This window comes from Vibrio breoganii (genome assembly GCF_024346795.1).
In the GTDB taxonomy this organism is placed as follows: domain Bacteria; phylum Pseudomonadota; class Gammaproteobacteria; order Enterobacterales; family Vibrionaceae; genus Vibrio; species Vibrio breoganii.
Genome location: NZ_AP024865.1, coordinates 542619 through 556024, shown reverse-complemented (window position 1 = coordinate 556024; position 13406 = coordinate 542619). Strand labels below are relative to the sequence as shown.

Here is a 13406-nt window from a genome sequence, read left to right as displayed (position 1 = left end):
AAATCAACATTGATCGTGAACTGCTTTCATTACCATGGCTAAATATGGATAATGTCGCCAAATTACAAGAGATAACAAGGTTAATACATGTCTATTGAATCAACACTACGTCAACGCTGCGGCGACAAATGCGAGCTTTGTGGCGCAACTAATGATCTACAACCTTTTGCTGTTGCTCCTCACTCTCATGCAACCGTAGACCACGGCGCACTGCTATGTGACACATGCCGTACTCAAGTTGAAGACGCAGATCAGATGGACGTAAACCACTGGCGTTGTCTAAACGACAGCATGTGGAGCCAAGAGCCACCTGTACAAGTTCTAGCATGGCGTCAATTGACTCGTCTTGCACGCACCGAAGGTTGGGCTCAAGACCTGTTAGACATGATGTACATGGAAGAAGAGACCAAGACTTGGGCTGAAACTGGCATGGAAAACGACGGTAAGAAACACGTTGATTGTCACGGCGCACCACTAGCAAAAGGTGACACGGTCACCATCATCAAAGACCTACCTGTTAAGGGGTCTTCAATGGTTGTCAAAATTGGCACCATGGTAAGAAACATCAGCCTTGCACAAGACGATCCAGAACTCTTTTCTGGTAAAGTTGAAGGTCAGTCTATGTGGCTTCGTTGCGAATTCTGCCGTAAGAAGTAAGCACTGAAGTAGATTCAAGTAAAAAGCGCTAGCCTAACGGTTAGCGCTTTTTTATTGCTTGGCTAGAAAACTATTCCGCGTCGGCTTTTTCGTTATCTGGCAAACCTAAGCCGATTTTCGTCACCTTGTGGTCTTTTACATCAGCAACCACCCAATGCAATCCATACCAATCAAAGCTATCACCTAATACCGGGTATGACCCTAGCTTAAGTTCGACCAGTTCCTTGAGGGGCATATCAGCCTCTTCTTCCAATACAGTAATGCCGTAGTAACCCGTCACATCGCTCACGCTACAATTGATGTCTAAAAAGAAGTCACCAAAGAAACGCGGAGTCACTTCATCTTCTGGGGCTTCACTAAACAGCAAGCTCAAGGCATCGAGATCTTTGTCTTGCCCCATTACACATAGGGTATCATTGGCTTGTAACACGGTACTGCCCGTTGGATGTAGCAATTCCTCACCTCGGAACACCGCTGTAATGCGTGTCCCTTCTGGCATGGTGAGGCGTTTTAAAGGCTCACCCACACACCATTTTTCTTCTTTTAATCGGTAGACGAACGTTTCCCACTCACTTGCACGGAAAATCTCCATTCCGCTTCTGGATATAGGAGTCGGCTTTGGTGGCAAGGTAACGTCTGCCATTCGTGCCGCTTTCATCAAAGTCCCACCCTGTACGAGCAGAGATACCATCACCACGAAAAAGGCAATATTGAAGTACAGCTCCGCATTGGGAAGGCCTGCAACCATAGGGAACACCGCTAAGATGATAGGCACCGCGCCTCTCAACCCGACCCAAGAAATGAACTTACGCTCTTTGTTCGTAAAGCTCTTAAATGGCATCAACCCAATCCACACAGCCAAAGGTCTCGCCACTAAGATCATGCCAAAGGCTAATATGAGTGCAGGGATCATAATCTCAATAAGTGTTGCTGGTTTAACAAGTAAACCCAACACTAAAAACATCACTATCTGACTCATCCAAGTCATGCCATCAAGTACATTCAATATCGAATGACGATAGCTTGTAGGCTTGTTGCCAATCAACAAACCCGCCAGATATATAGAAAGAATACCACTGCCACCGAGCTTGTTAGAAAGGGCAAACAGAGCAATACCACCAGCTATCACTAAGACGGAATATAAGCCTTCGTGCAAATCCACTCTGTTGATCAAAGCCCAAAGTAACCATCCACCGCCAAGACCGACTAAAGCCCCTATGCCAAACTGCATACCAAAACTAGTGGCTAAGAATGACAAGCCAAGATCAGCTTCAGGATTGCCAAGTACAGCGATCAAGGTGACCGTTAGAAAGACCGCCATCGGGTCATTGGTACCAGATTCAATTTCTAGGGTTGAGCCTACTCGCTCATTTAGACTTTGTCCCTTCAGCATTGAGAAAACAGCAGCGGCATCCGTTGAGCCGACAATTGCTCCGACTAAAATACCTTGCAGTAAGGTCAGATCGAACAACCACGCCGCCATTAAACCCGTAAAGGTTGAAGTCAGCGCTACGCCTATGGTTGCGAGTGACAATGAAGGCCAGAAGGCCACCTTGAAACTGGATACCTTGGTTCGCATGCCACCATCAAGAAGAATAACCGCCAATGCAAGATTGCTGATGAGATAAGTTAATGAGTGATCATTGAAATCAATCTGACCTGGTCCATCTTCGCCCGCAAGCATACCGACAACCAAAAATATAAGTAGAATCGGCACACCTAGCTTAGAGGATGCTCTGGTCAAAAGAACACTGAGTACGATAAGAACCGCTCCTGTTAAGAACAGGCTATCGATCATATTTACGTCCAATTGTTCCTCACTTTTCGTTACAGTTCATTGAGTAAAAATTATAACAAAGTAATTCTTATAGCTCTTTGCTATATTTCGATATGAAATATCTTGCAACAGTTCTATGAAAAGCTTTGCCAGATTAACGACGCAAACTATGTAAAAAATCAAACTCTACAGCATTAATATCAAGGCTTACCCCACCCAGTCTATACTTACTCTAGATGTTCATCAGATCCTTGTAAAAGGAGGACTGCATGAGATTACTTCTATTATGGCTTATGTCATTGCTGCTGTTTGCCGGTCAAACTCTTGCAAGCACTATTTGGGTCATTCCAGTCAAAGGTCCTATCGGCCCTGCTGTTAGTGACTACCTGTCTCGAGAAATCCAACAAGCACAAGTCAACGACGTTAGCCTAGTGATACTAAAAATGGATACCCCTGGCGGTTTAGATAGCGCTATGCGCGATATCATTCATTCAATCACCACCTCTACAATACCCATTGCAACTTGGGTGGGGCCTTCTGGCGCGAGAGCAGCCAGCGCTGGAACCTATATCTTGTTAGCGAGCCATGTCGCAGCTATGGCTGAGGCCACGAATCTCGGCGCCGCCACTCCCGTCGCCTTAGGTGGTTCGCCCAAACCGCCAAGCACCAGCGATGAGGCTGACAATTCAAGCTCTGACAAAACAGAAGATGACTCCAACGATAGCAATCAGCAAGTTCCTGCCAAGACGGCTATGGAAAAGAAAGTCATTAATGATGCCAAGGCCTATATCAAGGGTCTTGCTAAGCTCCATGATCGGAATGCCGAATGGGCCGAAAAGGCCGTCAGTGAAGCCGCCAGTCTTGATGCAATTGAGGCATTGGAACTCAATGTTATTGACTATGTGGTGAACACGCCCGAAGAACTTGTCGCTGCAATTGAAGGCATTACTGTTACTGTGAACAATCAACAAGTGACATTGTCACTATCACCTGCGAACTTTGAACAGCGAATTCCTGATTGGCGCGCCGAAATGTTAGCGGTTATCACCAATCCCAATGTCGCCTACATCTTGATGCTCATTGGTATCTACGGTTTGTTATTGGAATTCTATAACCCTGGCATTGGTTTACCCGGGGTTCTAGGGGGTATTTGTCTGCTTTTGGCGATGTATTCACTGCAGATGATGCCGGTCAACTATGCTGGGCTCGCACTACTGCTACTAGGCATAGCCCTGATGATTGCAGAAGCCTTTAACCCAAGCTTTGGAGTATTGGGGCTCGGTGGTGTGGTTGCATTCGTGCTTGGGTCGATATTTCTTATGGACAGTGACCTACCTAGCTTCCAGATAGCCATACCCTTGATCCTCGGTGTCGCCATATTTTCAGCAGCTCTGATCATCATCACGCTTGGCATGCTAATGAAGGTCAGAAATAGACGCGTGACCACAGGTCTTGAGACCTATCCAGGAAAAACAGCCATCGTCAGTGAAGATTTTATCAACGGCAAAGGCAGAGTCCAATTAGATGGCGCGCTCTGGCATGCGCTAGGCAATACAGATCTCAAACATGGAGATAAAGTCACCATCGAATCGATCAAGGGACTGACCCTAACGGTGAGCCCAAGTGCCAAAAAATAGGAGGCGCGTATGCTTTACACAACAGCAGTCATTGTCGTTCTCGTTATCGCCTTAGCAACACAGATCTTCAAGGTGTTAAGGGAGTACGAGAGAGGGGTGGTCTTTTTTCTTGGTCGATTCCAAGAGGTTAAAGGCCCTGGGCTAATCATTTTAATTCCCATCGTTCAGCAAATGGTACGCGTCGACCTGCGAACCATCGTTTTAGATGTCCCAACGCAGGATCTTATTACCAAAGATAACGTCTCAGTACGAGTCAATGCCGTGGTCTATTTCCGTGTCGTTGACCCACAGATGGCCATCAACAACATCGAAAGCTACAGCGATGCCACCAGCCAGCTTTCACAAACCACGCTTCGCTCGGTTCTCGGTCAGCATGAGTTGGATGAGCTTCTGTCTGAAAGAGAAAGACTTAATAAAGATCTTCAGGCCATACTCGACCAGCAAACCGATGATTGGGGCATTAAGATCGCGACCGTTGAGGTTAAGCATGTGGATCTGAATGAAAGCATGGTACGCGCCCTCGCCCGTCAGGCAGAGGCAGAGCGAAACCGCCGTGCAAAAGTCATTCATGCTACCGGTGAGTTAGAGGCATCTACTAAGCTTAAAGAGGCCGCCGAGATGCTTAATCAAGCTCCAAATGCCTTACAGCTTCGCTATATGCAGACGCTCACAGAGATCACTACGGATAAAACATCGACGATTGTGTTTCCAATGCCTATCAACCTAGTTGAAGCCGTAAATGACATCGCTAAGGCAATAAACAAAGAGAGTGGAGATAAGGATAAGGGATAAGTGCGCTTACTAACTTTGTAATTGTGTAAGCGTTGCCTACAGGCATCTTGTTTACTTTAGGGTGCCTGCTGGTGATAAATACCTAATCTATTTAGCGTCAACCATCATGCTGTCCAGATTCAGGTTTTCAGCCTCGATACGCTTCAGTATCTCATCTTCATGCTTCTGCTTTTCATGCATCGCATCTATCAATTTACGGTCTAGCTCAGCAAAATACCTATTTTCCTCGGCGCGACCGTGTAAGCGTAGTTTTTCTGTAAAGTCCATGATAGTCACCTCTACAGTTTGTCCTAACACTATAAGTATAGTTGTTGGTAAGCGGTCCTACTCGTGCATTACATCCAATTTGCCCTTGTTCTCGCCTTAATTATCTCGGTTATAAGTTAGTCCGATTTCTTATAGCCAACGGCGTTTTATCGCTAGCTTTCAATCTCAGAGTTGGCAATAGTTATTTGATTAGGAACAAAACAAGTAAACACAAGGAACAGGTATGAAATCGATCTATATATTACACGAGAATGAGGAATGGATTGTGCCTCTTCGTGAAGCATTCGATAAGTTGAATGTACCTGCCAAGGAATGGTTTGTGAACGAGGGTCATATTGAGTTCGATACCGTTCCAGAAGATGCGGTTTATTACAATCGAATGAGTGCATCATCACACACACGTGATCATAGGTATGCCCCTGAATTGACGCGCGTTATTGATAAGTGGCTTGGCCTTAATAACGCTACCGTAGTGAACGGAAATGGCGTGATCGATCTGGAAGTATGCAAGATATCTCAATATGCCGCATTGCAAAAAGTTGGGATCGCAACGCCTAAGACTCAAGCGGTCGTCGGAGGTGATTTCATTGTATCAGCTGCAGAGAAGTTTAATACTTGGCCCCTGATCATTAAGCCAAACCGTGGTGGTAAAGGACTGGGCGTTGAAAAATTCGATTCACTAGACGATGTTAAGCTAGGCCTTAGACGACTCAAAGCTGATAGCCCGCTTGATGGCATTTGGCTACTGCAAGAGTATGTAAAATCCACAGAACCTTACATTGTTCGCTGTGAGTATGTCGGCGGTAAGTTTCTTTATGCGGTTAAGGTTTCAACTGAGGGTGGTTTTGAGCTATGCCCTGCAGATGGATGTTCAATTGAAAATGCGTTTTGCCCAGCTTTTGAAGACGATAAACCAGCGCCAGAGAAAGATAAGTTTGAAATCACCAATATCCTTGACGATTCACCGCTCATTAAGCTTCACGAGCAATTCCTAGCCGATAACCACATCGATATCGCGGGAATAGAGGTGATCTGCGATGAAAATGGAAAGTGGTACTCCTATGATGTGAATACCAACACCAACTATAACTCTAAAGCTGAGATAAAGGCTGGCGTACCAAAATCTGGTATGCAGGCGATTGCTGACTATTTAGTGCAATTGGCTGAATCGTCGTAAGCCTCGCCTTTGATGAAATGGCTTTTCGATCACTGCTAAGCCATTTCTTCGAGCTATTTCTAATGTGTTTGGCCTGGTGTTCTGCCGGTGACTCTTTTGTAGATTCGAATAAAAGACGACGCGTTGCTGTAACCTAAATGCGCTGCTAAGTCTTCTATCTCAAACCTGCCCTTCTCATATCTAAGATCGAACAACTCAACGCAAATAGAATTAGTAATCTCCTTAAGTGAGACTCCTTCCTTGCTTAGCCTGTGCTGGATCGTTCGTTTCGGTATCCCAAATACGTCTGCGATCTCGGGTGTCGTGACATTACCAAACCCTATGTAAGGTCTGATCCCTAGTTTCAGTTCTTCAGAAAAAGTCGTGGTTTGTAGAGGCCTAGGCGCGGTACTTTTGGTTCCTCTGGTCTTTTTTACCCTTTGCTGCATGAACTCAGTATCCAGTGCCAACATTGTATGGGTTTGAGAGATATACACCTGAGCATCGCCAGCAGCTAATAAGCTTGGAAGGCTTGCTCGCGACTCATGTTGCAAATACAGAGCCTTAACGAAGCCTTTTTGCTGAGAAATATGACGCAAAAACGCACAGGTGATAGCAATAACAAACAACTCAGTCACTAATGAGTGCCTGGAATTATGGGTAAAATGGTTAAATTCAATGGCGTTGAGCGTATAGGTTACAAAGGTGTCACCATCAACTTCTATCTCAAACTTCGCGTTATCCGTGCCTGATTTTAACCAGGTTTTGAACCTCTCGAGGGACTGTAAAATTGTCTGATTTGCACTTGAAAGCTCGGCAGGCAAATATCGCACGATTTCCATCCCCACCTTCTCATAAAAGTGCGTGATTTCTGAGCGCTCAATATTATCTGCTATGACTAAAACCAAATGGGTGCAGGGAAACCTAGGATGCACTATCAAGTCTTCACGCCCTAGCCTAGGAGCGAACAGCTTAAGAGCATCGCTCACTCCTGGTAAATGCTTGTAATCTTGTCCGATAGAATACAAAGCTCTAGCGGTTTCAATATGAAAAAGTTGTGTCATCTTGATACTTAGCTTTAAGCCTTATTTCGGTTAAGCAAGATCGGGGTATTGCCAGGGAGCACCAATTTAATACTACTGGGGAGTACTTTTATCGTCACATTTTGCGGTGACATTGGCTCGCCATCTAGATTCACTGGCATAGACTGCTCGGAGTGCCACTCAATCGTTTGAATACTGTGTCTATGCACAAACTGAGTATCAGGGCCTTCATGTAACTCTTGAAGCTCTTCAAGGACGGTGGGAATATCACTAGCATTGAAACCCTCGATATAGAACAGCTCAAACACTCCGTCATCAATATACGCCTGTGGAGCTAATGGCTGCCCGCCACCAGCGGTTCTGCCGTTGCATACCGCGCCAACCACTACATTTGCGAGTGTCGCTTTATCATCGTGAATGACAGTGCCAGGAAAGGGCTGAAAGTTTATCGCCTGAACTAGCCCAGACAGCGTATAAGCACCTCCGCCGAGAAAGTTCTTAAGTACAACCGGTGTCGTTGCTGTTACCTGAGCGCCAAACCCTGCCGTTGCGACGTTCATGAAGTATTTTTCATTGGCTGAGCCTGCATCAACCCAATAACTCTGTCCCGATACCGCTAATTTAAGCGCATCAATAGGTTCTGATGGGATCTCACACGCCGTGGCAAAATCATTAGCCGTCCCTAAAGGCAAGACAGATAATTCTAAATGGTTAAGATCATACTTAAGAATCGCACTGACCACTTCGTTGACTGTGCCATCTCCGCCTCCTGCGACTAGCCGCGTTACCCCTTGTTCGGCCGCTTCTTGCACCAATCGGTCAACATCACCCTCTTCCCAAGTGGGACGAACTTGAAGGTCATACCCTTTCTCTCGGAGAGCATAAACCGCCTCTCTAACGCTCTCGAGACCGGCTTTTTTTCCATTAAGTATCAATCGAATCAAAATCTTAACCACTACTTAGTTAGCACTATTCATAATCTAGCAGGTATAACCGGGGTAAGGTACAGCAAAGTAAGAAGACGGAGATACGGATGGCTTATAGTTTCCTCTAAACAGGCAGAGGGCTTAAATTTCAAAAGCTGTAACTGATTACGATTGGCAGTAAAAAATACACTGCGTTGTAGAAGATATGCAGAGCAATAGAGGGATAGACACTGTTGTGTTTATCTCTAAAATATCCAAACAACAACGAGGGAAAAAATACACCTAGAGACCAGATTGGAGCATGACTAAATAAATGAAACGCAGCAAACAATAAGGAGCAGCATAGGTTTGCTCCTGTAAAGCCAATCAGTTGCTTTCGCCCCCAATCCAACCTTAATAATCTGCCTTGCAATATACCTCTAAACAACAGCTCTTCAATTATAGGCGACACCAGCACGGCCACTAATAATGTCTGCCAAGATTGTTGTGCGTTTAAATCTGGAACATGACCAGAAAATAGTAACAACCCAACAGCGATTCCAAAGAGCCAAGCCGCTTTAAACTGCCGATCAGAAGCCCATCGCCTATCGCCTCGCAAAGCAAGCTCATCAAACACGCCAAGTCTGCCGGGTTTTAGGTAGTGCATAAGGGCATAACCTCCCTTGTTGTTGCAAAAAGGCCGACACCATTTTCCAGTGATGCCGGCTTGGTCATTTACCGATTCTGAAAATCCATCGCATGCCACGATGTTGAGTTAACAACTAGCTAGCTCGTGAACAGTGCTGACGCCAGAAAATTTGGACCAGTGCAATGACAAATAGCAGTAACAAAGTTGGATCTAACCGTCCGTTCCTACTTAAAGTACAACCACCGCCGCCGTCAGTAGCGGTTAAACCTATTGCTTCAGCAAAGCCATCAACCTCGCTCTCGCTAACCACATCATCTTCTATTTCAATGGCTTCCTCAGCTTGCGTAGCCGCACCATAAGGCGGCTCATGACAACTTCCAAAGAATCCAGTGCACCACGCTGGAGGCGTTTGGTTATCCGATACAACTGGAATTACTCTCACTGTGAATGTGCCACCAGGAATACCATTGCCTACTTTAATAATGTAGTTGATACCCAAATTTAGTACATCCTCTATATCACCCATTTCGTACAATCCGTTAGGGTTAGCCGCTAGCCAATCTATTTCAGCTTGGTCAATGACAGGGAATCCCTCATCATAGTTCCCACGCCAGTTGTTACCATCCCACCATGCAATGAGAGTAGCGTCCGTTTCAGGGTCGTTGTCTTCGTCAAAGAATACCGCCTTTGGCTGCCATTTTGATGGAAGCCATTCTCCCAAAGGAAGCCCTTCAATAATGCCCAAGGTTTCATGGTAGTGACTGGCGAGCGCGGAGGTCGAATAAATCATGTCCGACGCCATTAACTCTGGTTGGCCTTCTTCCGTCATTGGATTACTGTAGCTAGCACATGCACCGTCGGCACTGGATACGCATCCTTGTTCCACATCATACCCAGCAGTGCGCATATCGAAGAAACCATTACTAGTAAAATGCTTATCCGGAGCGCCAAATAAACCATGGGAGAAAGTGGCTAAACTGTCGCTTTCAAAGATATCTGAGCCATCATAAACAAGTTTATCGTGCCCGCCGGAAGCACCCTCTCCTTTTCCTAAGGAAAGATGAAGTACATTAGATATACCAGTCTCACTTGCCGATTTAAATTCGCCACCACGTCCTGTGCCCACGATGACTTTGTAACCGCTTAAACGTCTACCTGTGTAGTTGTTAATCTTGCTAAAAACTTGATAGGAACGAAGTGCTATTTCAGCTTCCGCTTCAGTATCAACCACTTCATCTTGCACATTGAACACAAGATCTATCCCATGGCCATCACCTTCGTCGATATCTTCCACTGAGGCCGGAAGCATGGCAACTTTAAACCGTTTATGAGTCTGAAATGGACTAGAACAAATAACAGGTTGAGGATGCGTTGAATCTAAGAAATTAGCATCTTCGATGTCAGAGTTATCTGGACTCAAAAAAGACGAACCAATAATGCAATTCTGAGGCTTACCATGGGAAACATCAGAGTCGCCAGTGACGATTTTTATCGCATTCGGCTCTCCGACTGGCCAGTCTTTACCAGTAATGCGAGCCATAACCTGCCCTTCATCACCATTGACTGAGCTCTCAAAATAATCACCATAAGTCATCAAACTGTAGATACCAGAGTCTTCATCAAATGACCCAAACTCCAGACCATCCTCGTACCTTAAAACCACATCAACGTTGTCTAGGTTCCAACCACCAATACAAGCGGTTAGTTCGCCAGGTACGCCACAGTCACCAATAAAGGCATCTGGTGATGTATCAACATTAGAGTTTTGTATAATCGCTGCATAGGCATTTGCAGCGAAGAGTAGACTTAAGAACGTCAAGCCCATTGCACCGTAGGTGCTTCGCCTAATCCTTTCCATGTTCATAATAATCTCCACTATCGCTAGCTAGATAATCATCCATAGTGCGTAAGGAAAGGCTCTTTATTATTCAAGATAGGAGCAACCCCATCAGGCGTTAAATGCATTGACGACAACATCAAACTGGGCTGTTACTGCTTAGCATCTAGCGATTGTTCCGCTTCTGTTAACAGTCAAGTTTAGGTGAACAAATGTATTTAAGCGATTGGTATATTACCACTCCCTAATGCACCCTCACTTTAAATCTAGCAAAGGAAAATCATTACTAAAGTCGAAAAAAGGCATCGACTTCATTACCTAACCAAACCTTGATCTAACCACGCATTTTGACGATAAAAACAACAGAATAGTCCAGCAGATTTTTCGTCAAAAACACAAAAAACGGCTTGCAGTTAAAAAGCTACAAGCCGTTAATTTATGTCTTTATTGCGGGGTTATCTCTGTTTCTTTCGGCGTTTAAATACCACGCAAAAATTGCCTCGCTTCGTGCGGCATTTTGAGCAGCGCTCGCAATCAACAGGGGCTCGGTCACCCTCTTTCCAGCGCTTGATGAGTTGAGGCTCTGCCAGTAAAGGTCTAGAAACCGCAAAGAAGTCGATGCCAGTGTTGTTGGCTATGTTTTCAATTGCATCAAAGTCACTTAGACCGCCGACAGTAATCACGGGTGCGTTGACGTCTTGGCTGATGACATGACCGTATTCGTGAAAGTAACCCTCTTGTTGTAGGGTATAACCGTCGAACGACTCACCGACCATCTCGCTGGCTTTACCGTGAATATTGCCTGAAACAATAATGGCATCGACGCCAAGCTGTTCTAGCTTCTTACAGATAGCGCGCGTTTGTTCAAAGCTCTGCCCACCTTCAAAGAATTCGGTTGCGGTTAGCTTGATGAGAATAGGAAAGTCTTCCCCAACGAGATCGCGAGTTTTTTCATAGATCTCAACCAAGAATCGCATGCGGTTTTCTAAGCTACCGCCATACTCATCGTCACGGCGGTTGTAATATGGGCTCAGAAACTGGTTGATCAAGTAAGTATGAGCAGCATGAATCTCAACACCATCAAAGCCGGATTTTTTCGCTCGCAGACTCGCTTCGGCGAAGGCATCAACGATGAAGTTAATTTCGTCTTTGCGCATGGCTTTACCTTGAGTATTGGTGCCACGCTCAGGAATATCACTTGGGGCGAATATGACTCGCTCGCCAAGGTTGTACGTGGTCTTAGTACCACCGTAAGCAATCTGTTTAACAATCTTGGCATCGTACTGATGTACAAGATCAGTTAGCTTTTTGTAGCCCTCAATAAACGAATCATTGTAGATACCCATCATTCCAGCATTTGGCTTTTCATCTTCTACGATATTCGCGTAACCCGTTACGATAAGGCCCACATCACCCTTAGCCAGTTCTTCATAGATGTCATACAGCTTCTCGGTCATATAACCTTCTTCTGTCGCCATGTTTTCCCATGTTGCGCTGCGCACAAAACGGTTTTTAAGGGTCATATTGCCAATCTGGGCTGGTGAAAACAAAATGCTCAAGTCGAATCCTCTAATGTGAAACTGCGTTAAAGGCAGCGCTGAAAAGTGTGATCTAGATCGGATGACTGACTTTACTGATGAATCGCAAACAAAACCTTAATCTAGATTAAGTTATGCGCTGTTGGGCAAGGTTCTAAGGGCAAGTTAAAGTGAATCATAAAAAAACGGCCCATGAACGAATTCATGAGCCGTTTATATTCATAAAGTAGAGCTTTACACGTAGTAAGCTTCTACTGTCCCTTTAAGGGTGATAAGGATCGGCTGACCACGACGATCTAGCGCTTTAGGAGAAGGGATTTTTACCCAACCTTCACTGACGCAGTATTCTTCTACATCGTTACGCTCTTTACCGTTAAGGCGAATACCGATGCGATGGTGAAAACACTCTTCAACATAGTGAGGGCTGCGAGGGTTACCTGAAAGGTGATCCGGAAGAGTTGGCTTTTCGTTAGTGTCGCTCATTTTCATGACCTGAAAAAATAATAGTGTGCGTCATTGTAGACAAAGCGAGCCTTGCGCTCAAGAAATCCTATCTAATACTAGCTGTAACTGGATAGGTGTTGAGCGTTCCTTAGATAGAATACGGGCAACTTCTGCTCAATGGACATGTAAAGCCTTGTTCGTGACAATGAATGCGCGAGCATGGTCATAGGTATAATTAAACACGAACGCATAAAAGGTCACAAACAGAGTCACCCCCAAATCCATTATAAACGCTTCTAATAATGACAACCCTAATAGGTAAGCCATTACTGGAATGGTAAGAATCAACAGACCTGCTTCGAATAGTATTACATGTATAATACGGTCCTTAAGTGTTCTATCTGTCTTTTCTCCCTTCATTACCTGATCGAAACCAAGATTGAATAGATAATTCCAACCCATCGCAATCGTCGCAATAACTATCATGGTACCTGATAGTGTCCCAGTTTCGTGATCAGTAAGCATCATCAATCCAAGAATGGACAATGATACGGCTAATACTTCAAATAGTATCGAATGAAAGATACGTTCTATCGTACCCATAACAGTTTCCTCATATTTAAGGTTTATATTAAAGAGGACAATATTATGGCACTGTGTTTTTTAATGAAAAGTTAGCTACTATCACACATAGTGATACCATT

General features: G+C 44.9%; 13 protein-coding genes. 4 read left to right on the top strand and 9 right to left on the bottom strand.

Annotated features, from left to right (window positions below; translation table 11 throughout):
• Positions 1-87 precede the first annotated feature (87 nt).
• Complete coding sequence (locus OCU35_RS15570; RefSeq protein WP_017028096.1) at positions 88-657, top strand: PhnA domain-containing protein; 570 nt, start codon at positions 88-90, stop codon at positions 655-657.
• Between the two features lie 70 nt (positions 658-727).
• On the opposite strand, the gene OCU35_RS15565 is transcribed toward OCU35_RS15570, so the two are convergent.
• Complete coding sequence (locus tag OCU35_RS15565) at positions 728-2455, bottom strand: potassium/proton antiporter (protein ID WP_017028095.1); 1728 nt, start codon at positions 2453-2455, stop codon at positions 728-730.
• Positions 2456-2703: 248 nt separating this feature from the next.
• Between OCU35_RS15565 and OCU35_RS15560 the strand changes: the two genes are divergently transcribed.
• Positions 2704-4071 (top strand): NfeD family protein, encoded by a 1368-nt coding sequence (locus OCU35_RS15560; RefSeq protein ID WP_261826491.1) that lies wholly within the window; start codon positions 2704-2706, stop codon positions 4069-4071.
• Positions 4072-4080: 9 nt separating this feature from the next.
• Positions 4081-4863 (top strand): slipin family protein, encoded by a 783-nt coding sequence (locus tag OCU35_RS15555; protein WP_102562312.1) that lies wholly within the window; start codon positions 4081-4083, stop codon positions 4861-4863.
• A gap of 87 nt (positions 4864-4950) precedes the next feature.
• Here the strand turns inward: OCU35_RS15555 and OCU35_RS15550 are convergent, their stop codons facing one another.
• A complete protein-coding gene (locus OCU35_RS15550) occupies positions 4951-5130 on the bottom strand; it encodes a hypothetical protein (RefSeq protein WP_261826490.1) in 180 nt (59 codons plus the stop codon).
• Between the two features lie 223 nt (positions 5131-5353).
• Here OCU35_RS15550 and OCU35_RS15545 point away from each other — a divergent pair, with 223 nt between their 5' ends.
• A complete protein-coding gene (locus OCU35_RS15545; protein ID WP_017028091.1) occupies positions 5354-6307 on the top strand; it encodes an ATP-grasp domain-containing protein in 954 nt (317 codons plus the stop codon).
• Positions 6308-6366: 59 nt separating this feature from the next.
• On the opposite strand, the gene OCU35_RS15540 is transcribed toward OCU35_RS15545, so the two are convergent.
• The 7 genes from OCU35_RS15540 to OCU35_RS15510 all read right to left on the bottom strand — a co-directional run bounded on the left by OCU35_RS15540 (position 6367) and on the right by OCU35_RS15510 (position 13305).
• Positions 6367-7350, bottom strand: a complete 984-nt coding sequence (locus OCU35_RS15540) for a helix-turn-helix domain-containing protein (protein ID WP_261826489.1) — start codon at positions 7348-7350, stop codon at positions 6367-6369.
• Between the two features lie 14 nt (positions 7351-7364).
• Positions 7365-8285, bottom strand: a complete 921-nt coding sequence (gene yegS, locus OCU35_RS15535; protein WP_261826488.1) for a lipid kinase YegS — start codon at positions 8283-8285, stop codon at positions 7365-7367.
• 118 nt (positions 8286-8403) lie between these two features.
• Positions 8404-8901, bottom strand: coding sequence for a JDVT-CTERM system glutamic-type intramembrane protease MrtJ (mrtJ, locus tag OCU35_RS15530; protein ID WP_261826487.1), 498 nt, complete (start codon positions 8899-8901; stop codon positions 8404-8406).
• A gap of 115 nt (positions 8902-9016) precedes the next feature.
• Positions 9017-10747 (bottom strand): choice-of-anchor F family protein, encoded by a 1731-nt coding sequence (locus OCU35_RS15525; RefSeq protein WP_261826486.1) that lies wholly within the window; start codon positions 10745-10747, stop codon positions 9017-9019.
• A gap of 428 nt (positions 10748-11175) precedes the next feature.
• Entirely contained in the window at positions 11176-12279 is a 1104-nt protein-coding gene (locus tag OCU35_RS15520) for an NADH:flavin oxidoreductase (protein ID WP_261826485.1), read from the bottom strand.
• A 213-nt stretch (positions 12280-12492) separates the two neighbouring features.
• On the bottom strand, positions 12493-12741 hold the full coding sequence (locus tag OCU35_RS15515) for a DUF3297 family protein (RefSeq protein WP_017028085.1): 249 nt from the start codon (positions 12739-12741) through the stop codon (positions 12493-12495).
• Positions 12742-12876: 135 nt separating this feature from the next.
• On the bottom strand, positions 12877-13305 hold the full coding sequence (locus tag OCU35_RS15510) for a PACE efflux transporter (protein WP_261826484.1): 429 nt from the start codon (positions 13303-13305) through the stop codon (positions 12877-12879).
• Positions 13306-13406: the final 101 nt, after the last annotated feature.

Excerpts from the sequence above, each read along its gene's own strand:
- OCU35_RS15570 (WP_017028096.1), top strand. The coding sequence starts at position 88 with ATGTCTATTGAATCAACACTACGTCAACGCTGCGGCGACAAATGCGAG.
- OCU35_RS15565 (WP_017028095.1), bottom strand. The coding sequence starts at position 2,455 with ATGATCGATAGCCTGTTCTTAACAGGAGCGGTTCTTATCGTACTCAGT.
- OCU35_RS15560 (WP_261826491.1), top strand. The coding sequence starts at position 2,704 with ATGAGATTACTTCTATTATGGCTTATGTCATTGCTGCTGTTTGCCGGT.
- OCU35_RS15555 (WP_102562312.1), top strand. The coding sequence starts at position 4,081 with ATGCTTTACACAACAGCAGTCATTGTCGTTCTCGTTATCGCCTTAGCA.
- OCU35_RS15550 (WP_261826490.1), bottom strand. The coding sequence starts at position 5,130 with ATGGACTTTACAGAAAAACTACGCTTACACGGTCGCGCCGAGGAAAAT.
- OCU35_RS15545 (WP_017028091.1), top strand. The coding sequence starts at position 5,354 with ATGAAATCGATCTATATATTACACGAGAATGAGGAATGGATTGTGCCT.
- OCU35_RS15540 (WP_261826489.1), bottom strand. The coding sequence starts at position 7,350 with ATGACACAACTTTTTCATATTGAAACCGCTAGAGCTTTGTATTCTATC.
- mrtJ (WP_261826487.1), bottom strand. The coding sequence starts at position 8,901 with ATGCACTACCTAAAACCCGGCAGACTTGGCGTGTTTGATGAGCTTGCT.
- OCU35_RS15525 (WP_261826486.1), bottom strand. The coding sequence starts at position 10,747 with ATGAACATGGAAAGGATTAGGCGAAGCACCTACGGTGCAATGGGCTTG.
- OCU35_RS15515 (WP_017028085.1), bottom strand. The coding sequence starts at position 12,741 with ATGAGCGACACTAACGAAAAGCCAACTCTTCCGGATCACCTTTCAGGT.
- OCU35_RS15510 (WP_261826484.1), bottom strand. The coding sequence starts at position 13,305 with ATGGGTACGATAGAACGTATCTTTCATTCGATACTATTTGAAGTATTA.